The sequence below is a fragment of the Mycobacterium kubicae genome (assembly GCF_015689175.1).
GTDB lineage: Bacteria > Actinomycetota > Actinomycetes > Mycobacteriales > Mycobacteriaceae > Mycobacterium > Mycobacterium kubicae.
In genome coordinates this window covers 4,163,813-4,182,874 of sequence record NZ_CP065047.1, presented here as the reverse complement: position 1 = coordinate 4,182,874, position 19,062 = coordinate 4,163,813, and the positions used below count along the sequence as shown (strand labels likewise).

Here is a 19,062-nt window from a genome sequence, read left to right as displayed (position 1 = left end):
TGGACCTATGGCGGACCCACAGCGATGACCATGAACGTGATGCGGCGGCCAACGCAGCAGAGATTGGCCAAGCTGCCGGGGGTTCGAGCGGTGCGTCGCCCGGTATCGCCGGATAGCAACGAGGAATTCGACGTCTACTACGTGCGCACCGGCCGCAAGTCCGCGCACCCGCTGGTCATCATCCCCGGCGGACCGGGAATGGCCTCGATACTCGCCTACAGGGCATTTCGCCGGCGAGCCGCTGCCGCCGGCCTCGACGTCATCATGGTCGAACACCGCGGCGTGGGAATGTCGCGGCACGATGACTCGGGCGCCGACCTGCCACCCGAGGCCATCACCATCAACCAGGCGGTCGACGACATCGCCGCGGTCCTGGCCGACGCCCATGTCGACTCGGCCATCATCTACGGCATCTCCTACGGCACCTACCTGGCGGCCGTCCTCGGCGTCCGCCACCCCCACCTGGTGCACGCCATGATCCTCGATGGGCCCGTGCTGTCTCGCCACGACATCGCGCTCGTGCGCGACGCCATTCGCGCGGCATTGCTCAAGGGGGACAGCGCCGAAACCGCCAGGCTGGCTCCCAAGGTCCGGCACCTGGTCGAGATAGGGATGATGACCCCGTCGGACGGCCAGGTCGCCGCGACGGTCTACGGCTATGGCGGCCCAGAACTACTCGAGCGCCATCTCGATCTGCTGCTCGCCGGCCGGACGCTGCTGTGGCGTGCGCTGTCCAAAGTCAGCTACATCGTCACCCGCACGGTGCCGTACCGCCACGAGCCCGACCTGGTCAACCGCATCGCAATCCGCGAGCTTGACTATGCCGCCGAACCCGACGGTCTGCCCCTCGACCCCGCCGTCGCCATGAGCGAAACCCTCGATGCGACTGACCAATTCGAGGCCGAACCGTACGACCTGGTGCACGAGCTCCCAAAATTCGGATGGCCCACGGTGGTGGTGGCCGGTGGCCGCGACCTCGTCACACCCCCGGCAGTGGCCGAGCGGGTGGCGTCGTTGGTCCCGGGTGCGACGCTGCTGATCCTGCCCACCATGGCGCACAGTGCGCTCGACTTCCGCGAGCCCGCCGCGCTGCAGATCGCCGCTGCCGTCTCCCGCGGCGATATCGACGCGCTCCCTGAGAAAGTAACCGAACTCGATGCGCTGGCACCACCACTGACCATTCGCCTGCTCTGGAATGCGCTCGACGTACTGGCGCGAGCCGAACACGCGCTGCCGAGATTACCGGTGCTGTGGCGTCGCCCACTCCCGCGGTGGTGCCCAGTCCTGCGGCGGCGCGCGATCAATCGCGCATGAACCCGATAGCGGTGTAATCCAAGTCAGCCAGGCCGCGCGCGCCGAAATTGGCCAACGTGCTGCGCACAGCGGTGGTGCCGGGGGACTGGGTCAGCGGCAGGCTGAATCCCTGCGCCCACAACAGTTTGTCGACCTCGTTGGCCAGGTCTCGGGCCTTCCCGGGGTCGAGTTCTTCCAGAGTCCGCTGAATAGCGGCGTCTATCTCCGGGCTGCCGATCTTGCCGAAGTTGCTTTCACCGTCCGATGCGTAGATCTGGGTGAGCCCGGACAGCGGGAACGCGTCACCTTGCCAGCTGAACAGTGCGATATCGAACGCGCCGACGTTGACGTAGTTGCTGAAAAAGCCACTGCCAGAACGTGCTTGCAGGTCGAGTTTGACCCCGATCTCGGCCAGGCTGTGTTGCGCGATCTGCGTGAACACCTTGGCGTTCGGTGATTCGTAGAACAGCAGGCGGACGACGAGTTGCTGACCGTTGCGCTCCCGGAACTCGCCGTTGCGCCGCCAACCCAACCGGTCGAGCTCGCGATTGGCCCGCTCGGGGTCGTAGGGGGTGCTGTTGTCCTGGTATCCCTTTTGTCCGGCGACGTAGACATGGTTGTTCAACGGCGCCGGGTCACCGGTGAGACCGTGCAGCGCTACTTTGGCGATGGTTCGTCGGTCGATCCCCGCGCAGACCGCCAGCCGCAGTTGCGGGTCGGCCAGAATCGAACCGTTGGCGCCGTTCATGGTGAAGTGAGTCCAGGTCGGCGCCGGCGCCCGCCGGATGGAGATGCCCTTGGTGCGCTCGGCGATGATCAGTTGGTCGAGGGAACCGACACCGGTGGCGTCGATCGCGTTGTTCTGCAATGCCGGCAACGACGCCGCGGGGTCGAGCACCAGGAAGGTGATCGAGTCCAGTCGAGGGCGCTTACCCCACCAGTCCGGGTTGCGGTGCAACGTGATTCGCTGCGTTGCCCGGTCCAGTTTGGTCACGATGAACGGCCCGGCCGATGCGCCCGGCCCGTTCAGCCACCCGGTGTTGAACGCCTCGGGTGTGGCGGTCACGCTGGCGGGCAGCAGCATGCCGTTTCCGGCGAACATGCCGCGCCATTCGGCGTAGGGCTTGGCGAAGGTCATGACGGCCTGCCGATCGTCGACACCCCGGGTCACCGACGCCACGCGCTCGGCGCCGTTGCTGGCCGCGATCTCGAAGGCCTTGTCGGCGCCACTGGTGGCATGGATCTGACTGGCGATGTCGCGCCAGGTGATCGGCGTTCCGTCCGACCACGTCGCTTTCGGGTTGATCGTGTAGGTGATGACCTGCGGGTTGGTGCCGGTGAGTTCCACGCTGGTGAAGTAGTCGGTGTTCACCGTCGTGGAACCGTCCGCGCCGATGATGAATGCGCTCGGCAAGGTCGCTTTGAGCATCGCCGAGGTTTCCGCGCTGTTGCCGTCGATGTGCAGAATGTTGAAGTTGGACGGGAATTCGCTGAGCGCAAGCCGCAGGTTGCCGCCGTCCTGCAGGGTGGCGGGGTTGCGCGGGTTGATGTCACTGCTGGTGCCGATCTCACCGGTACCCGTGGACGGGGCGATCTGGCTACCGGCCGAGCACCCCGACAGCATCAGGACGGCAACCAGCACACCCAGGACGGCGCGGGCGCGGCTAGCCACGAAGTCCCGCCTCGGGTTGTGGCACCGCACCCAGCAACCGGCGCGTGTACTCATGTTGCGGATTGCTGAACACCTGCTGGCTGTCGCCCTGCTCGACCACCGTTCCGCGCAGCATCACCACCACCCGGTGGGCGAGATGCTTGACCACCGAAAGGTCATGTGAGACAAACAGATACGACAGCGAGAAACGCTCCTGCAGGTCGAGCAGCAGGTTGATGATGCCTGCCTGGATGGAAACGTCCAACGCCGACACCGGCTCGTCCAGCGCCAGAATCTTGGGTTGCAGCGCCAGTGCCCGCGCGATACCGATGCGTTGCTTCTGCCCGCCGGAGAATTCGGCCGGGTACCGGCTGGCATCGGCGCGGCGCAACCCTACGATGCCCAACAGTTCGCCCACCCGCGCCTGGATATCGCTCTTGCTGAATCCGTTGGCCTGCAACGGCTCGGCGACCAGGTCGAAAACGGGCAGTCGCGGGTCCAGGGACGCCACCGGATCCTGGAACACGACCTGGATATCGCGCCGCAATGCGCGTCGGCTCGCCTTGGTCAGATCCGTCACGTCAGTGCCGAGCACTTCGATCGAACCCGATTGTGGCGCAGCAAGCTCCAGAATCTGATGCAACGTTGTCGACTTACCCGATCCGGATTCACCGACGATCCCCAAGGTGCGGCCCTGCTGCAGTTCGAAGCTGATACCGTCGACCGCTCGCACCTCACCGATGTTGCGGCGCAGGACAACGCCTTTGGTCAGTGGGTAAGTCTTGACCAGATCGCGCACTCGCACGACGACGGAGCCGTCGCTGGGTGCCGACTCATTCGTCTCGGTATTCACGCCATAGATGTCGGCGGCGCTGCGGCCCACGACGTGCTCGGTGCGGATGCAGGCGGCTCGGTGTCCCACGCCGACCTCCAGCAACGCCGGTTCGTCGGCGCGGCATTCGTCGATCGCCAGCGGACAGCGTGGAGCGAACGGGCATTCCGGTTTCAGTCCCGTCAACGCCGGCGGCGCACCGGGGATGGGAACCAGCCGGGTGCCCTGCGCGGCGTCCAAGCGGGGAACCGAGCCCAACAGCCCTACCGTGTAGGGCATTTGCCGGTCGCGGTAAAGATCGTGCACGCCTGCCGATTCGACCACCCGGCCGGCATACATCACCAGCGCCCGGTCGGCGAACTCGGCGACCACGCCCAGATCGTGGGTGATGATCAGCACCCCGGCGCCGGTGACATCGCGTGCGGTCTTGAGCACGTCGAGGATCTGCGCCTGTACGGTCACATCCAGGGCGGTGGTGGGTTCGTCGCAGATCAACAGGTCGGGATCGTTGGCGATCGCGATGGCGATCACCACGCGTTGCCGTTCCCCGCCGGAGAGCTCATGCGGAAACGCCCGCGCGCGTCGCTCCGGCTGCGAAATGCCCACCAGGTCAAGCAGTTCCACCGCGCGGGCACGGGCCGCCTTCTTGCCGACCCGGGGCTGGTGCACTTCGATCGCCTCGGCGATCTGGTCGCCGACGGTGTAGACCGGGGTGAGTGCGGACATCGGGTCCTGAAACACCGTGCCGATCGCCTTGCCGCGAAAACGCGACAGCGCGCCGTCGGCCAGCCCGACCAGTTCGGTCCCGTGCAGCCGCACCGATCCGCGCACCTGCGCATACTCGGGCAACAGGCCCACCACCGCCATCGCCGCCGCGGACTTGCCCGAACCCGACTCGCCCACCATCGCCACCACTTCACCGGGATTCACCTGGTAGCTGATGCCGCGGACCGCCGTCACCGGCTCGGCGTCGGTCGGGAAGGTGACGGCCAGATCGGTCACCTCGAGCAACGCACTCATCGATCACCCCGCCGCAAAGTCCGGCTGCCGGGGTCCAGCGCGTCGCGCAAGCCGTCACCGGTCAGGTTCGCGCACACCAGAATCAGCACCAACACCCCGGCCGGGAACAAGAACACCCAGGGGAAGGTGGTGGCGGACTGGGTGCCGTCGGCGATCAAAGTCCCCAACGACACGTCTGGGGGTTGGACGCCGAAACCCAGGAAGCCCAGGCCCGTTTCGGCCAGGATGGCGGACGCGATGTTCAGCGCGGCGTCGATGATGAGGATCGATGCCACATTGGGCACCACGTGGCCGACGATGATCCGTCGGCTGGACACACCCATGAACCGTGCCGCGCGAATGAATTCGCGTTCCCGAAGGCTCATTGTCATGCCGCGCACCATCCGCGAGCTGATCATCCAACCAAAGCCGGCCAACAGCAGCACCAATGACAAGATGTTCGACGAATTCTTGGTGCGCGGCGTGACGATGGCGATCAAGATGAACGACGGCACCACCAGCAGCAGATCCACCAGCCACATCAGCGCCCGGTCCCGCCAACCCCCGAAGTATCCGGCGACGGACCCGACCGTGGCGGCGATGCCGGTGGAGACGAACGCGACGCACACACCGATCAACATCGACTTCTGCATGCCGCGCAGGATCTGCGCCAACAGGTCCTGGCCCAATGCGTTGGTGCCCAACCAGTGTCGGGTGTTCGGCGGCTGCAGCAGCGCATCGAAGTCCAGGTCCTGATAGGAATACGGCAACAGCCCGGGCAGCGCGTAACAGCCGATGAACAACAGCACCAGGGCCGCCAAGGCGGCCACCGCCAAGCGGTTGCGCGCGAACCGCCGCAACACCAGGGTGCGTCGCGAGGCGAATTCTGCTGTGTCGGAGGGCGTCACGGCGGTCATGTCACCCGCACCCGCGGATCGAGGGCGGCGTAGATGACATCGGAGAGCAGGCCGGCCAGCAAGACGACCGCTCCGGAGAACAGGGTGATTGCCGCGACGATGTTGGTGTCCTGAGTCGCGATGCCCCGCACCGCCCATTCACCCATGCCGTGCCAGCCGAAGATCTTCTCCACGAAGACCGCTCCGGTGACCAGCCCGGCCACGCTGTAGGCGAACAACGTGGCCATGGGGATCAGCGCGGTGCGCAACCCGTGCTTGATCAGGGCGCGTCGTCGGGTCAGTCCCTTTGCCCGGGCGGTACGAATGAAGTCCTGGCCCAAGACATCGAGCATCGCGTTGCGCTGATACCGGCTGAACCCGGCGGCGGCGGCGAGCGCCAAGGTGAGCGAGGGCAAGACCAGATGCTGCAGGCGGTCGCCCAGGTTGTCCCACGTTCCGCCGGTCACGCCCGGCGAGGTCTCGCCGGTGTAGTCGAAGAGCTGAACGCCCAGGGTCCAATTGACCCGCAGGGCGCTCAGGATCAACAGGTTAGCGATGACGAAGGTGGGCGTGCTGAGCAGGAGCAACGCCAGCACGGTGACGACGCGGTCACTGAGTCGGTACTGACGGATGGCGCCCCACGCGCCGAGCGCCACGCCCAGCACCGTGCCGACCACCGACCCGATGACCAGCAGCCGCAGGCTCACCCCGATGCGGCGGCCCAGCTCTGTACCGACCGGCTGGCCGGTGATGGTCTTGCCGAAGTCACCGCGGACGGCGTGGGAAACCCAGTTGGCGTAGCGGATCGGAATGGGCTTGTCCAAGCCCAGATCGTGCGCCTTGGCGTCGATCGCGGCCTGCGGAGGGCGCGGGCTGCGCTGCATCAGGCTTTCCAGCGGCGAGAATGCGACCGAGGTCAGCAGGTAGGTCAAGAATGAGGCGAGCGCCAACAAGATGAGGTAGTTGAGCAACCGGCGCGCCAGAAAGCGAGTCATGCCCGCCCACCACATCGCACTTGGACAGGGTAGCGAGCCACCGGCGGCAACGACGTACTTCCTCCCCGGCCGTTGCTCTCGGGCTGATTTTGACCAGTGATATCGAACCGTTCGATTGCTAGGATCCACCGCGACGTCAGTCTGCCCAGCAAATCCCATACCCGAGGAGGCTTGCGTGACGGTTACCGACGACTACCTGGCCAACAACGCCAAGTACGCAAGCGCCTTCAACGGTCCGCTACCCCTGCCGCCCAGCAAGCACGTCGCGGTGGTGGCGTGCATGGACGCGCGGCTGGACGTCTACCGGGTGCTGGGTATCAACGAAGGCGAAGCCCACGTCATCCGCAACGCGGGTGGGGTGGTCACCGATGACGTGATTCGGTCGCTGGCCATCAGTCAGCGGCTGCTTGGGACCGAAGAGATCATTCTGATCCATCACACCGACTGCGGCATGCTCACCTTCACCGACGACGACTTCAAGCGCGACATCCAGCGGGAAACCGGCGTCAAGCCACCCTGGGCGGCCGAAGCCTTCCCCGATCTGGAGGAAGACGTCCGGCAATCGTTGCGGCGTATCGAGAACAGCCCGTTTGTGACCAAGCATGTGTCGTTGCGCGGCTTCATCTTCGACGTCGCCAGCGGCCAACTGAACGAGGTCTCGCCGTAGCGGGGTCTCAGCCGACCTTGTAGGTCGCCAGGGCCTTGGCGAGCAGGGTGCCTTCGGCATCAAAGATCTCGGCTTCGCAGTTGACCAACGAGCGGCCGCGCCGCAGCGCCCGGCCGACGGCGATCACGTCGGTGGCCCGGGCCGGTGCCATGAAGTCGAGCGCCAACGACACCGTCACCCCGCGCAATTGCGGCGGAGCCTCTCGGCCGCACCAAGCCGCCGCCATGACGGCCAGATCGGCCAGCGTCGCAATCGCCCCGCCGTGCACCATGTCCGCGACGGTGGCGTTCGTCGGATCCCACGGCAGCCGCAGCCGAACTTCCTCGTCGCCCAATTGCTCGACCACGACACCCAATTTGGTGACGAACGGGGACTGCGGGAGGAACGCCGCGATGACGTCGCGGCCGCTGGCTGATTCGGGTTGAGTCGACATCCGCTCATGGTTTCGCACCGGCCGCAGCGCCGGAAGGCCGGCCGCCGAATCCGATCCGGAACCGTTGACATCGGCAGAACCGGCTGGTTTCATACTTGGTAAATCAAACAAACTTGATCATTTCTACCAACTTAAGTAGGAAGTCGACGATGACGAACGCTGTGAAGGCGGCCCCCGCCGCCGGCCAGTACGAATTGAGCCATTTGCGCTCGCTGGAGGCGGAGGCGATCCACATCATCCGCGAGGTCGCCGCCGAATTCGAGCGGCCGGTGCTGCTGTTCTCCGGCGGCAAGGACTCGATCGTCATGTTGCACCTGGCGCTGAAGGCGTTTCGCCCCGGCCGGTTGCCGTTCCCCGTGATGCATGTCGACACCGGCCACAACTTCGACGAGGTCATCGCGACCCGTGATCAACTCGTCGCCGAGCACGGGGTGCGGTTGGTGGTGGCGTCGGTGCAAGACGACATCGACGCCGGCCGAGTGGTCGAGACCATTCCCTCGCGTAATCCGATCCAGACGGTGACGCTGCTGCGGGCCATCCGGGAGAACAAGTTCGACGCGGCGTTCGGCGGAGCCCGTCGCGACGAGGAGAAGGCGCGGGCCAAGGAGCGGGTGTTCAGCTTCCGCGACGAGTTCGGGCAGTGGGATCCCAAGGCGCAACGTCCCGAGCTGTGGAACCTGTACAACGGGCGGCACCACAAGGGCGAGCACATCAGGGTCTTCCCGTTGTCCAATTGGACCGAGTTCGACATCTGGTCCTACATCGGGGCGGAGAAGGTCACCCTGCCCTCGATCTATTTCGCGCACCGGCGCAAGGTTTTTCAGCGCGACGGCATGCTGCTCGCGGTGCACCGGTACCTGCAGCCGCGCGCCGACGAGCGCGTGTTCGAGACTTCTGTTAGGTTCCGCACCGTCGGTGACGTCACCTGCACCGGCTGTGTCGAATCGGAGGCCGCCACCGTGTCGGAGGTGATCGCCGAGACCGCGGTGTCCCGGCTGACCGAACGCGGCGCCACCCGCGCCGACGACCGGATCTCCGAAGCCGGTATGGAAGACCGCAAACGGCAGGGTTACTTCTGATGTCCACCCCCACCACGCTGCTGCGCATCGCCACGGCCGGTTCGGTCGACGACGGCAAGTCCACGCTGATCGGGCGCCTGCTCTACGACTCCAAGGCGGTCATGGAGGACCAGTGGGCCTCGGTGGAACGCACGTCCAAGGAACGCGGCCACGACTACACCGACCTGGCGTTGGTCACCGACGGCCTGCGCGCCGAACGCGAACAAGGCATCACCATCGATGTCGCGTACCGCTACTTCGCTACGCCCAAGCGGAAATTCATCATCGCCGACACCCCGGGCCACATCCAGTACACCCGCAACATGGTCACCGGGGCCTCCACCGCCCAACTGGTGATCGTGCTGGTCGACGCGCGCCACGGCCTGCTCGAGCAGTCCCGTCGGCACGCCTTCCTCGCCTCCCTGTTGGGCATCCGGCATCTGGTGCTCGCGGTCAATAAGATGGACCTCATCGATTGGGATCAAGAGAAGTTCGAATTGATCCGCGACGAGTTCCACGCGTTCGCCGCGCGTCTTGACGTGCAGGACGTGACCTCCATTCCGATCTCCGCCCTCAACGGCGACAACGTCGTCACCAAATCCGACCGAGCGCCGTGGTACGAGGGGCCCGCGCTGTTGTCGCATCTGGAAGAGGTCTACATCGCCGGTGACCGCAACCTGGTCGACGTGCGCTTCCCGGTGCAGTACGTCATCCGGCCGCACACCCTGGATCACCAGGACCACCGTTCCTACGCCGGCACCGTGGCCAGCGGGGTCATGCGGCCCGGCGACGAGGTGGTGGTGCTGCCGGTCGGCAAGACCACGCGGATCACCGCGATCGAGGGCCCCAATGGGCCTGTGACGGAAGCGTTTCCGCCGATGGCCGTCTCGATAAGTCTGGCCGACCAGATCGACATCTCGCGCGGTGACATGATCGCTCGCGCCAACAACCAACCCCGTATCGCGCAGGAGTTCGACGCGACGGTGTGCTGGATGGCGGATGCCTCGGCGCTGGAGCCCGGGCGCGACTACGTCATCAAGCACACCACGCGGACCACCCGGGCGCGGGTCACCGCGCTGGACTACCGCCTCGACGTGAACACCTTGCACCGCGACAAGACGGCAACCGCACTGAAGCTCAACGAGCTTGGCCGGATCTCCCTGCGCACTCAGGTGCCGCTGCTGCTCGACGAGTACACCCGCAACGCCAGCACCGGGTCGTTCATCCTGATCGACCCCAACACCAACAACACGGTGGCGGCCGGCATGGTGTTGCGTGACGGGTCGGCCCGCACGGCGAGTCCGAACACGGTGCGCCACAAGTCCTTGGTCACCGCGCAGGACCGGGCCTGCCGGGGGAGAACGGTATGGCTGACCGGGCTTTCGGGCGCCGGCAAGTCGTCGGTGGCCATGCTGGTCGAGCAGAAGCTGCTGCAAAGCGGCACCCCTGCTTACGTTCTCGACGGTGACAACCTGCGGCATGGCCTGAACGCGGATCTGGGGTTCAGCATGGCCGACCGCGCCGAGAACCTGCGCCGACTGGCGCACGTCGCCACGTTGCTCGCCGACTCCGGGCAGATCGTGCTGGTACCGGCCATCAGCCCGCTGGCCGAACACCGCGAGATGGCGCGGAAAGTGCACGCCGACGCGGGATTTGAGTTTTTCGAGGTGTTCTGCGACACCCCGCTGGTGGAGTGCGAGCGGCGTGACCCCAAGGGCTTGTACGCCAAAGCGCGAGCGGGCGAGATCACCCACTTCACCGGAATCGACAGCCCGTATCAGCGCCCGAAGAACCCGGATTTGCGGATCACCCCGGAACGCAGCCTCGACGAGCAGGCGCAGGCCATCATCGACCTGCTGGGCTCGCGGCACTAGCGGCGACCCGGCGACTCCGCAGGGACGGGTGGCACAATCGGTGAACATGCGGATGTCGGCCAAGGCGGAGTATGCCGTGCGGGCCATGATCCAGCTGGCCGCGGTCGACAGCGGCGCTTTGGTCAAGACCGACGACTTGGCCCAGGCCCAGGGCATACCGCCGCAATTTCTCGTCGACATCCTGAGCAATCTGCGCGCCGACCGGCTGGTGCGCAGTCACCGCGGCCGCGACGGCGGATATGAACTGGCGCGTCCCGCAACCGAAATCAGCATCGCCGACGTGCTGCGCAGCATCGACGGCCCGCTGGCCAGCGTGCGGGACATCGGACTTGGCGACCTGCCCTACTCCGGGCCGACGGTGTCCTTGACCGACGTCTGGCGGGCATTGCGGGCCAGCATGCGCTCGGTGTTGGAAGAAACCACGCTGGCCGATGTCGCCACCGGCTCTTTGCCCCGGCATGTCGCCCGACTGGCCGACGACTACCGGGATCAGGAGAGCAAGCGGCACGGCGCCGCGCGCAGCTAACCGCCCGATCCGTACGGTCGCGTCAGTATCTCGAGGTAATGCCCGGCCGGGTCTTGGAAATACACGCCGCGCCCGCCGTCCCTTTGGTTGATCTCGCCGGGTCGCTGACCGCGTGGGTCGGCCCAGTGTGGCAAGCCGCGCGAACCGTAGATGGCGTCGAAGTCCTCCTCGGAGACCAGGAACGCGTAATGCTGGGGCCGGATCTCCTCACCTTCGGGCACCTCGGCGTAATCGAGCGAGGCGCCGTGCTCGAGCGCGACAACCATGAACGGACCGAACTCCGTCGGGCTGGGCAGGCCGAACAATTCGGTGAGAAACTCCGCTGCTTGCCGTTTGTCGTGGGACGCGACGATGGTGTGGTTGAAACTGATCGTCATGGCTTCCTTCCTCTCCCGCGAGCGTGCGTGTCGGTACGCCGACACGCCGCCACACCGGTCATTCTGCGCACCCTCGCCGACACGTCACTTCGGCGCGGTGAGCTCCAGAGCAATATTGTCCGGGTCGCGAAACTCCAATATGTAAGACGGCCCAATGTCTTTGACCGGCTCGTGCCGGATGCCAAGTTCGTCCAGATGTGCTGCCGCCGAGTCTAGTTCGGCCCTATTGGTCAGGCGGAAGGCGATGTGGTCCAGGCCGGTGCGATTCTCGTCGAACCTGTCGTTGGCGACCGGCCGCAGACCCAGCAAGGCGCCCCCGAGGTCGTACACGACGCCGCCGAACAAGAACGCCAGTTGGCTGCGCGTCGCTTCATTCGCGTTTTCGGGGATCTCGAACAGCACCGGCCAGCCGAACACGCTCTCGTAGAACTGCCGGGACCTCTCGATGTCGGTCACGGTCAACCGGACGTGCGCGATGGACGTGTTGGTTAAGGCCACTTAGCCATGCTGCCAGAATCGCCTACGTGCAAATAGGGATGACGATGCCGGTGATGGAACCCGATCTCGATGCGACGGTGCTCAGGGACTGGGCGCAGGCGATCGACGAAGGCCCGTTCTCGTCGCTGTGCTGGGGGGAGCGGATCGCGTTCGACAATCCGGACAGCCTGACGTTGCTCGGCGCGCTGGCCGCGTGGACGGAGCGGGTTCGGCTGGTGACCACGGTGCTGGTCCCGCAACTGCACGATCCGGTCATGCTGGCGAAGGCTCTGGCCAGCGGAGACATGCTGTGTCAGGGGCGTCTGACGGTCGGTGTCGGGGTGGGCGGCAGGCACGAGGACTATCAAGCCGTCGGTGCGGATCCCGAAAGCCAGACGATGCGTGGCATGGCCGACCGGGTCGCGGTGATGAAGCGGGTGTGGGCAGGGGAGAAGGTCACCGATTCCGTGCGGCCGGTCGGGCCCGCGCCGGTGCAAGCCGGTGGACCGCCCTTACTGGTCGGCACGATCGGGCCCAAGACCGTCCGCAGCGCCGCCGGGTGGGCCGAGGGGCTGGCCGGCACCACGCTGGACTTGGACGTGGCCAAGCAGAACGAGTTGTTCGACGTGGCGCGCAGCGCGTGGGCACAGGCCGGCAAGTCCGCGCCCCATCTCGCGACATCGTTCTGGTTCGCGTTGTCATCGGAGGACGCCCGGGCGCAGGTGCACCGGCACTTGCGGCGCTACATGAACTGGATTCCGGCCGAGTATGTCGACGCGATGGCGCCGACGACCGGCTGGGCCGGCAGTCAGGAAGAACTCGCCGCGGTGTTGCGGAAGTTCGCCGAAATCGGCACCGACGAGGTGCAGCTGATTCCCACGTCGTCGGACATCGAACAGTTGCGGCGAGCGGCCGAGGTGGCCGCCGACTTCTGACGGCAACCCGTCGCGAGGCGGTATCGGTGCTACGTCGGTCTCGGGCCGGTCTGTCTCGGCATGCCGGTCGGTTGCGGGACGCCGGTCGGCTTCGGTGGGGCCGTAGGTTGCGGGACGGCGGTGGGTTGCGCGGCGCCGGTGGGCCTCGGCGCACCGGTGGGTTGCGGGGCGCCGGTGGGCTTGGGCACGCCCGTGGGTTGCGGTACGCCGGTGGGTTCCGGCACACCCGTGGGTTCTGGCGTCCCGGTGGGCTCCGGGACGCCCGTCGGCCAAGGCGTGCCGGTCGGCATCGGTGTGCCGGTCGGCATAGGGGTTCCGGTTGGCCAGGTCGTGCCGGTCGGCATCGGGGTTCCGGTCGGCCAAGGCGTGCCGGTCGGTGCCGGTGTTCCCGTGGGACGGGGTCTTCCCGTGGGCCACGGCTCGCCCGTCGGTTGGGGAGTCGCGGTCGGCAGCGGCGTTGCAGTCGGTAACGGGGTGGCCGTCGGCAGCGGCCGACCGGTCGGCGGGGAGCCGCTCGTCGGCTTGGGCTGTGCTCTGGTCGGCAAGGGCGCAAGGGGTAGCGAGCCCTTGGGCGGTGGGGGAGCCGTTCTGGTGGACTGAACGGGGACCGTTTGGCCCACGACGATGTCGGGCTGGAACGGATCGGCCGCAGACTCTCCGACCGGCACCACGGTGAGCAGCTGCATCTGCTTGGCGGGTGCTGGCGCGGGCTGCACGGCAACCACTGACTCCTGCGAGAACGTCTTCCACGCCTTGCCGGTGAAGGCGGGAGCAACGTCGCGCTCCGGCTCGCTCAGGGGGCTGCCCGAGGTGCCTCGCACGCGCGGAACGCCCCTGTCGTCTACCAGAACTGGCGTGCCGGCCTGCAATACCGATTGGAACCGCGTCGCGGCGCCGTTTTGGTAATAGGAGTCGGTCACCCGCGTGTCGTGGAGCAGAACCACCGGTGTCAGGGAGTGCACATACCCGTCGACGTCTGAGGTTCCGGCCGCGCTGCGCCACGCGGCGGCCATCGGCGGGTCCCCGTCGAGGTCCGACAACAACCGGTCCCGATCCAAAACCTGGGTGCCGGGCACGCCGCCGTAGAGCTCCGGCTGCGTGCCGGTCACATCGAGGGGAGTCTCATCGCCAGTCGACGGCGCAACCACTCCGGTTGCCTCTTCGGTGGGCAGGGTGACGGTGGTGAGGTCACTGGTCCACGGGTGCGCGCCCGGTGCATTCGCGGACTGCAACACCACCTCGCGCTGCACCGCTTTCTTCTCACTCGAGCAGCTAGCGGAGCCGAATAACACGGACGTAACTGCAAGAGCCAGTACCAGCGCCACCAGAGTTTGCTGCACAGTTGGGCGCTCAGGTCGGACGCCATGTCTTGGTAGTGGTCGTCGGGCAATCACCGGAAAAGCGCGCTGAGATGTCATCGCTGCAGCCCGTTGCCCATCAATTGCTCCCCGAGAGCTGTCACCCGATTGCTGCGAAATAACGTAGCAAACTCACACGCGCGCCGCTCGGGGTCAATGACTCGCGAACAGGCTGATCACGCGCCGCGGCCCATCGGCGAAGCGACTCACCACCCGCGCAGTCGGAAACCCGATCCAGCGGGCGTACGCCGCCTCGGCCGGTCCGCCGCAGGTGAGAACCGTGCTGTGGAAGAACAACGGGTCGCAGGTGACAACGAGAAAATCCGCCGTCGCCGGCGGGGCGATCGGAACCCATTGCCGGCGCAGTGGCAATTCGATTGCAGCGCCGGACTTTTCGACCCCTGTCACGGCGATCGAGTGATCACCGGTAAGGGCGCGGATGCGGGTGGCCGTTTCGGCGGCGCGAGGCCACCCTCCGTCGGGCGATGCCAGTGGTGGCAGGCAGGTGACCGTCAAGGCAACGCAGCCGCCGACGAGTACACCACCGGCGGCTTTGCGAGTCAGCGCCATGCCTGGCGCGCAGAGGCGCCCACCGGCAACGCCGATGGCCGCGAACAGGATTGGGTCCAACCAGGTGTGATACTGGTCGGTCGGCAGTCCGACGAAGGGGATGGCAAGGGTGGGCGCGATGACACTCAACGCCAGCACCGCCCATATTGCCGTCGCGGTTGTCCACCAGCCGAATTGCCGCGTGGTTCCGGGCCCGGCGAAACATGCGAAGCCCAACGCCAGCACGGTGAGCAAGGCCGCCGCCACGGACTGCACTGTCGGCTTCTCCGCGAAACCGGTCAGCGGCCAGGCCAACACCCGAAGACCGATGATGCGCAGCCGAGTCAGCATCGCCGGTCCACCGTGCTCCTCGGCGCTGAAATAAGCGGCGATACCACCGAACTCGTGACTCAAGGCGGACAGGTATCCGACCGCCATGATCACCGTCGCACCCAGTATCGGCACCAGCATCCGCACCCGCTGCGCGCGATCGCGCCGCAGCACATCGGCGACGAGCAACACCACGAACGACGGCACCGCGAGCGCCGCCAGCAGATGTCCGTTGAGCGTTACCACCGCGCCGGCCGCCGACAGCAGCCACCAGCGGGCGTGCTGGGTCCGCCACGCATGCCACGCGGCGGCGGCTGCCAGCGCCGCTCCAGGCGCAACGATGTTGGCGTTCCAGACGAAAGTCGACGCGGTGATCGCCGACGGGCTGAGCGCCATCAGCAGCGCGGCGAGGTGACCGGCGAGGGGGCCGCCGACGGTAGCGCCGAGCCACCACACCGCTGCGACCCCGGCGATGCCCAAGAGCGCCAGGGTGACAGCGGCTGCCACCGGGTGGGCGTCGGTGAGAAATGCCGCCGGCGCCAGGATCCAGTAGAAGCCGACACCGTGATGGACCGTGAGGGTCGAGCTCACCGGCCCCAGCGCTGGGATCTGGCCGTCGCGAACCCACGACAGCATCGCCAGCATCTCGATGCCCTGATCGTCGTCCCATTCCCCGCGTCCCGGCAGACCGATCAGCCGGAGCGTTGCCGCGAGCACCAGAAGCGCAACCAAGACCAGCTTGTCGCGCCGAGCCGGTGTCATGCCCTAGTCCGCCGCCAGCACGCAGAACTCGTTGCCCTCCGGATCGGCCAGCACCACCCAACTCTGCTCACCCTGCCCGATATCGACGTGACGCGCGCCCAACTGCAGCAACCGCTCGACTTCGGCGTCCTGGTCGTCGGGGCGGAAGTCAAAGTGTATGCGATTCTTGACTATTCGCTCGTCATCGACTTGGAGGAAAAGCCAGTTCGGCCCTGCCCCGGCAGGTGCGGTCAGCCGAACGTCACCGTCGGCGTCGACGTCGTGCGGCCAACCCAGCGCACGGGACCACCACTGCCCCAGGGCGCTCGGATCGCCCGCATCGATACAGATCTCGTCGAACCTCAGCGTCATGTCTTGAGCTCCTTTCCCACCTCATCGTCGCCTTCCGGGTCGCCGCATCGATACTGTCGGCGTGCCCTTCATCGAACCCGTCGCGTCCCGTGAGGTCTATCGAAACCCGTGGATGGTGCTCCGAGAAGACGACATCCGACGACCCGACGGCAGCCCCGGCATCTATGCCGTCGTGGACAAGCCGACATATGCGCTGGTAATGCCCTACGACGGTCGGCGTTTCCGGCTGGTCGAGCAGTTCCGGTATCCCGTCGGCGCGCGGCGCTGGGAGTTCCCGCAAGGCACGGCTCCGGATCTGGCGGACGCCGAACCAGTCGAGCTGGCGCGGCGCGAGCTGCGCGAGGAAACCGGACTGCGGGCGACGACGTTCGAGGCGCTCGGTCAGCTCGACGTGGCGCCGGGCATGAGCAGCCAGCGCGGATGGGTGTTTCTGGCCACCGGGATTTCCGAGGGCGACTCCGAGCATGAACACGAGGAGCAGGACATGCGCAGCGACTGGTTCTCTCGCGATGAGGTCGAGCAGATGATGCGTTCTGGGGTGATCGCCGACGCCCAATCCATCGCCGCCTACGCCTTGTTCCTTCTGGACGGGCGATAGCTTCTGCGCTCGGCAGCAGGCACCACGTGTCACGGGCGCAGGAAGTTCGTGATGGAGCCGAGACCGGCTCGCGTCGTGGGTCTCCCACCATGGTGGTGGTGCGACCATCTTTCACCGTTGCTGTAGCCGGACTGGTTGCTGCCCTGCTCGCAACACCCGCTGGGACGGGACACGCGGTGACGCCGGCGTGGAACGGCAAATACTCGCTGGTGAGATACGCCGTCGACAAGACGGGCACCAGTAAGGCCGCCGGCCAAGCCGAACCCACGTTCAGCGCCGACTACGTCTTCACGACGACGTGCGCGTCGAGCCAATGCATAGCCACTGCCACCAACGGACCGACGCCCGAGAACCCGACGTTGCCGCAGCCCTCACACTATGTATGGGACGGGTCGAAATGGGTGGAACACTTCGACTTTCAGTGGGACTGCTTCATGGGCGACGGAGTCCCAAAAGCCTGGGCACCCGCCCAGTCCTGGGCCTTCTATACGCCGCAGGCCGACGGGACCTTGCGCGGCACCTGGCACACCGACATCCTTAGCGGCCCCTGTCGCGGCAGTGTGGAAATGCCCGTGGCGGCGTTGCGCCTATAACACCGGCAATGTCAGCGGCAGCGTGATCCCCGGTAGTACCGCGAGCAGCGGCGGGATCAGCGGCGGGGCGCCAATGGCCTGCGCCAGCTGCTGAGGCAGGTAGAGCAGCATTCCGGGCAGTATCCCGCCAGTCGGCGTACCGCCGAGCGGAACGGCCAGTAGCTGCGGGAACACTTGTACGCCGCCCAAAACGACTGGTCCGACGTTGATGGTGGGGCTGGATAGTGGCGTCAGGATTCCGCCGAACGGGACGTTGGCCGACAGGGGCACCGTGATGGACCCGAGCGTGCCGAGGACGGGCAGATTGATCGGGGGCACCGACAGGGCGAGCGTCACCTGCCCGTTCAAGAACCCGTTGGCGACGACGGCAGGAGCGGTGAGGGCCGCAACCGCAGCCCCGAACCCGTCCCCGTGCTGCACGGCACTCATGAACGCCGCCGCGCTGGAAGCCATGGCGTTCGCAGTGGTGATCGGCGAACCGATCGCGTCGATACCCAACGCTATGGGTAGGCCGAAGAATGCCGGCCCGATGCTCACCGCGCCATTCGCCGTACTGACGCCAACCGAGTAGGAGAAGTCGGTCAGTGTCCGGAACACGTTGAGTGCGTTCTGCCCGATTCGGCCGGGGATGGAGAAGATGGGCAGCAGGTCGTTGACGGCGCCGGTCGCGGCGAATTGCGAGAAGGAGGAGGCGATTATCTGCCCATAGCCGCTCTGGTTGCTGATGAACTGATGCAAGAACGGGAACGGATTCGCCGCAAAGGCGTTGCCCAGGTTCTGCAGATTGGCGATCGTGTTGTTGAACAGTGCTTGATACGGCGCGGCGACGGCGGCGAAGAAGTCCGGTGGGGCGCCGGTGCCGAACAAACCGGGCAGGAGACCTTGCAACGCAGGCAGCAGGTTGGTGCCACCCAGCAGACCTTGCAAGCCGGCGCCAAGCTGCCCGAGTTGACTGGTCAGCCCGGAAAGCGCACTGCCGTTCGTCAAGCCGCCAAGAATGCCGCCCAGGGCGCCGGTGTCGAGCAATCCGCCGCCGGTGCCGCCCAGCAACCCGCCGAGCAATCCGCCGCCAGTGCCGCCCAGCAATCCGCCGCCGGTCCCCAACACGCCGCCGCCGCCCCCGAGCAGGCCGTCCAAAACGGAAGCCGCCGGCGCGACACTCGCTGCCGGCGGCGCGAAGGCGTTCGCGAGAGCCTGTTCGGCGTTGGCGATCTCGGTTTGCACGTAGGCGCCCACACCCGAATTCAGTACTTTGACGAACTCGGCGTGGAACGCCTGCGCCTGGGCGCTGAGCACTTGGAATTCCTGACCCAGCCCGCCGAACATGGCGGCGATGGCTTCGGAGATTTCGTCCGCGGCCGCCGGAGCTACAGCGGTGGTCGAAGCCGCAATGGATTGCGAGGCTTCGAGTATCGCCGAACGGATGCCCGCCAAATCCGTGGCCGCAGCCTGTACCACCTCTGGCGCAATGACAAATGACATAGCTATCTCCCTCGACCCCATGCCAA

At 66.4% G+C, this 19,062-nt stretch carries 19 protein-coding genes; 8 read left to right on the top strand and 11 right to left on the bottom strand.

Features of this window, described 5'->3' with window-relative positions; all coding sequences use genetic code 11:
* The first annotated feature begins 24 nt into the window (after positions 1–24).
* Positions 25–1,314, top strand: coding sequence for an alpha/beta hydrolase (locus tag I2456_RS19575; protein WP_085074875.1), 1,290 nt, complete (start codon positions 25–27; stop codon positions 1,312–1,314).
* On the opposite strand, the gene I2456_RS19570 is transcribed toward I2456_RS19575, so the two are convergent.
* Genes I2456_RS19570 through I2456_RS19555 form a run of 4 tightly spaced genes read right to left on the bottom strand, consistent with a single transcriptional unit; the run spans position 1,301 to position 6,666 of the window.
* A complete protein-coding gene (locus I2456_RS19570) occupies positions 1,301–2,917 on the bottom strand; it encodes an ABC transporter family substrate-binding protein (RefSeq protein WP_241008014.1) in 1,617 nt (538 codons plus the stop codon). The genes I2456_RS19575 and I2456_RS19570 overlap by 14 nt on opposite strands.
* A 40-nt stretch (positions 2,918–2,957) precedes the next feature.
* On the bottom strand, positions 2,958–4,796 hold the full coding sequence (locus I2456_RS19565; protein WP_085074873.1) for a dipeptide ABC transporter ATP-binding protein: 1,839 nt from the start codon (positions 4,794–4,796) through the stop codon (positions 2,958–2,960).
* The gene (locus tag I2456_RS19560) at positions 4,793–5,692 is read right to left on the bottom strand and encodes an ABC transporter permease (RefSeq protein ID WP_085074872.1); all 900 of its coding nucleotides are present in this window, start codon (positions 5,690–5,692) and stop codon (positions 4,793–4,795) included. The genes I2456_RS19565 and I2456_RS19560 overlap by 4 nt, the downstream gene beginning before the upstream one ends.
* Positions 5,689–6,666: an ABC transporter permease gene (locus tag I2456_RS19555; protein ID WP_068028311.1), complete on the bottom strand. Its 978-nt coding sequence runs from the start codon at positions 6,664–6,666 to the stop codon at positions 5,689–5,691. Before I2456_RS19555 ends, I2456_RS19560 begins: the two co-directional genes overlap by 4 nt.
* A gap of 175 nt (positions 6,667–6,841) precedes the next feature.
* Here I2456_RS19555 and I2456_RS19550 point away from each other — a divergent pair, with 175 nt between their 5' ends.
* On the top strand, positions 6,842–7,333 hold the full coding sequence (locus I2456_RS19550; protein ID WP_085074871.1) for a beta-class carbonic anhydrase: 492 nt from the start codon (positions 6,842–6,844) through the stop codon (positions 7,331–7,333).
* 7 nt (positions 7,334–7,340) lie between these two features.
* On the opposite strand, the gene I2456_RS19545 is transcribed toward I2456_RS19550, so the two are convergent.
* The gene (locus tag I2456_RS19545) at positions 7,341–7,766 is read right to left on the bottom strand and encodes a PaaI family thioesterase (protein WP_085074894.1); all 426 of its coding nucleotides are present in this window, start codon (positions 7,764–7,766) and stop codon (positions 7,341–7,343) included.
* Between the two features lie 149 nt (positions 7,767–7,915).
* Here I2456_RS19545 and cysD point away from each other — a divergent pair, with 149 nt between their 5' ends.
* Genes cysD through I2456_RS19530 form a run of 3 tightly spaced genes read left to right on the top strand, consistent with a single transcriptional unit; the run spans position 7,916 to position 11,224 of the window.
* Entirely contained in the window at positions 7,916–8,845 is a 930-nt protein-coding gene (gene cysD, locus I2456_RS19540) for a sulfate adenylyltransferase subunit CysD (protein WP_068028160.1), read from the top strand.
* Positions 8,845–10,698, top strand: a complete 1,854-nt coding sequence (gene cysC, locus I2456_RS19535; protein ID WP_068028161.1) for an adenylyl-sulfate kinase — start codon at positions 8,845–8,847, stop codon at positions 10,696–10,698. The genes cysD and cysC overlap by 1 nt, the downstream gene beginning before the upstream one ends.
* Positions 10,699–10,744: 46 nt before the next feature.
* Positions 10,745–11,224 (top strand): Rrf2 family transcriptional regulator, encoded by a 480-nt coding sequence (locus tag I2456_RS19530; RefSeq protein ID WP_068028162.1) that lies wholly within the window; start codon positions 10,745–10,747, stop codon positions 11,222–11,224.
* Here I2456_RS19530 and I2456_RS19525 read toward each other — a convergent pair.
* Together I2456_RS19525 and I2456_RS19520 are read right to left on the bottom strand one after the other, a co-directional pair.
* On the bottom strand, positions 11,221–11,601 hold the full coding sequence (locus tag I2456_RS19525) for a VOC family protein (protein WP_085074870.1): 381 nt from the start codon (positions 11,599–11,601) through the stop codon (positions 11,221–11,223). The two genes, I2456_RS19530 and I2456_RS19525, sit on opposite strands and share 4 nt — an antisense overlap.
* 84 nt (positions 11,602–11,685) lie before the next feature.
* Complete coding sequence (locus I2456_RS19520) at positions 11,686–12,099, bottom strand: VOC family protein (RefSeq protein WP_068028164.1); 414 nt, start codon at positions 12,097–12,099, stop codon at positions 11,686–11,688.
* Positions 12,100–12,137: 38 nt separating this feature from the next.
* Here I2456_RS19520 and I2456_RS19515 point away from each other — a divergent pair, with 38 nt between their 5' ends.
* The gene (locus I2456_RS19515; protein WP_085074869.1) at positions 12,138–13,013 is read left to right on the top strand and encodes an LLM class flavin-dependent oxidoreductase; all 876 of its coding nucleotides are present in this window, start codon (positions 12,138–12,140) and stop codon (positions 13,011–13,013) included.
* Between the two features lie 29 nt (positions 13,014–13,042).
* Here I2456_RS19515 and I2456_RS19510 read toward each other — a convergent pair whose 3' ends face one another.
* The 3 genes from I2456_RS19510 to I2456_RS19500 form a co-directional block, all read right to left on the bottom strand.
* Complete coding sequence (locus I2456_RS19510; protein WP_085074868.1) at positions 13,043–14,263, bottom strand: DUF6777 domain-containing protein; 1,221 nt, start codon at positions 14,261–14,263, stop codon at positions 13,043–13,045.
* A gap of 261 nt (positions 14,264–14,524) precedes the next feature.
* Positions 14,525–16,012 carry an ArnT family glycosyltransferase gene (locus tag I2456_RS19505; RefSeq protein ID WP_085074867.1) on the bottom strand — a complete coding sequence of 496 codons (1,488 nt, stop codon included), beginning with the start codon at positions 16,010–16,012 and terminating at the stop codon, positions 14,525–14,527.
* Positions 16,013–16,015: 3 nt separating this feature from the next.
* Positions 16,016–16,363, bottom strand: coding sequence for a VOC family protein (locus tag I2456_RS19500; protein ID WP_068028178.1), 348 nt, complete (start codon positions 16,361–16,363; stop codon positions 16,016–16,018).
* Positions 16,364–16,475: 112 nt separating this feature from the next.
* Here I2456_RS19500 and I2456_RS19495 point away from each other — a divergent pair, with 112 nt between their 5' ends.
* Together I2456_RS19495 and I2456_RS19490 are read left to right on the top strand one after the other, a co-directional pair.
* Positions 16,476–16,961 carry an NUDIX domain-containing protein gene (locus tag I2456_RS19495; RefSeq protein ID WP_174814256.1) on the top strand — a complete coding sequence of 162 codons (486 nt, stop codon included), beginning with the start codon at positions 16,476–16,478 and terminating at the stop codon, positions 16,959–16,961.
* Between the two features lie 89 nt (positions 16,962–17,050).
* Positions 17,051–17,554 (top strand): Rv2253 family sensor-like surface protein, encoded by a 504-nt coding sequence (locus tag I2456_RS19490; RefSeq protein WP_455639004.1) that lies wholly within the window; start codon positions 17,051–17,053, stop codon positions 17,552–17,554.
* Here the strand turns inward: I2456_RS19490 and I2456_RS19485 are convergent.
* Positions 17,549–19,036: a PE family protein gene (locus I2456_RS19485; protein ID WP_163703914.1), complete on the bottom strand. Its 1,488-nt coding sequence runs from the start codon at positions 19,034–19,036 to the stop codon at positions 17,549–17,551. The genes I2456_RS19490 and I2456_RS19485 overlap by 6 nt on opposite strands.
* Positions 19,037–19,062 lie beyond the last annotated feature (26 nt).

What these genes read in the sequence shown, in the direction of transcription:
- I2456_RS19575 (WP_085074875.1), top strand. Translation starts at nt 25, where the DNA reads ATGACCATGAACGTGATGCGGCGGCCAACGCAGCAGAGATTGGCCAAG.
- I2456_RS19570 (WP_241008014.1), bottom strand. Translation starts at nt 2,917, where the DNA reads ATGCTGTCGGGGTGCTCGGCCGGTAGCCAGATCGCCCCGTCCACGGGT.
- I2456_RS19565 (WP_085074873.1), bottom strand. Translation starts at nt 4,796, where the DNA reads ATGAGTGCGTTGCTCGAGGTGACCGATCTGGCCGTCACCTTCCCGACC.
- I2456_RS19560 (WP_085074872.1), bottom strand. Translation starts at nt 5,692, where the DNA reads ATGACCGCCGTGACGCCCTCCGACACAGCAGAATTCGCCTCGCGACGC.
- I2456_RS19555 (WP_068028311.1), bottom strand. Translation starts at nt 6,666, where the DNA reads ATGACTCGCTTTCTGGCGCGCCGGTTGCTCAACTACCTCATCTTGTTG.
- I2456_RS19545 (WP_085074894.1), bottom strand. Translation starts at nt 7,766, where the DNA reads ATGTCGACTCAACCCGAATCAGCCAGCGGCCGCGACGTCATCGCGGCG.
- cysD (WP_068028160.1), top strand. Translation starts at nt 7,916, where the DNA reads ATGACGAACGCTGTGAAGGCGGCCCCCGCCGCCGGCCAGTACGAATTG.
- cysC (WP_068028161.1), top strand. Translation starts at nt 8,845, where the DNA reads ATGTCCACCCCCACCACGCTGCTGCGCATCGCCACGGCCGGTTCGGTC.
- I2456_RS19530 (WP_068028162.1), top strand. Translation starts at nt 10,745, where the DNA reads ATGCGGATGTCGGCCAAGGCGGAGTATGCCGTGCGGGCCATGATCCAG.
- I2456_RS19525 (WP_085074870.1), bottom strand. Translation starts at nt 11,601, where the DNA reads ATGACGATCAGTTTCAACCACACCATCGTCGCGTCCCACGACAAACGG.
- I2456_RS19515 (WP_085074869.1), top strand. Translation starts at nt 12,138, where the DNA reads ATGACGATGCCGGTGATGGAACCCGATCTCGATGCGACGGTGCTCAGG.
- I2456_RS19505 (WP_085074867.1), bottom strand. Translation starts at nt 16,012, where the DNA reads ATGACACCGGCTCGGCGCGACAAGCTGGTCTTGGTTGCGCTTCTGGTG.
- I2456_RS19500 (WP_068028178.1), bottom strand. Translation starts at nt 16,363, where the DNA reads ATGACGCTGAGGTTCGACGAGATCTGTATCGATGCGGGCGATCCGAGC.
- I2456_RS19495 (WP_174814256.1), top strand. Translation starts at nt 16,476, where the DNA reads ATGGTGCTCCGAGAAGACGACATCCGACGACCCGACGGCAGCCCCGGC.
- I2456_RS19490 (WP_455639004.1), top strand. Translation starts at nt 17,051, where the DNA reads ATGGTGGTGGTGCGACCATCTTTCACCGTTGCTGTAGCCGGACTGGTT.
- I2456_RS19485 (WP_163703914.1), bottom strand. Translation starts at nt 19,036, where the DNA reads ATGTCATTTGTCATTGCGCCAGAGGTGGTACAGGCTGCGGCCACGGAT.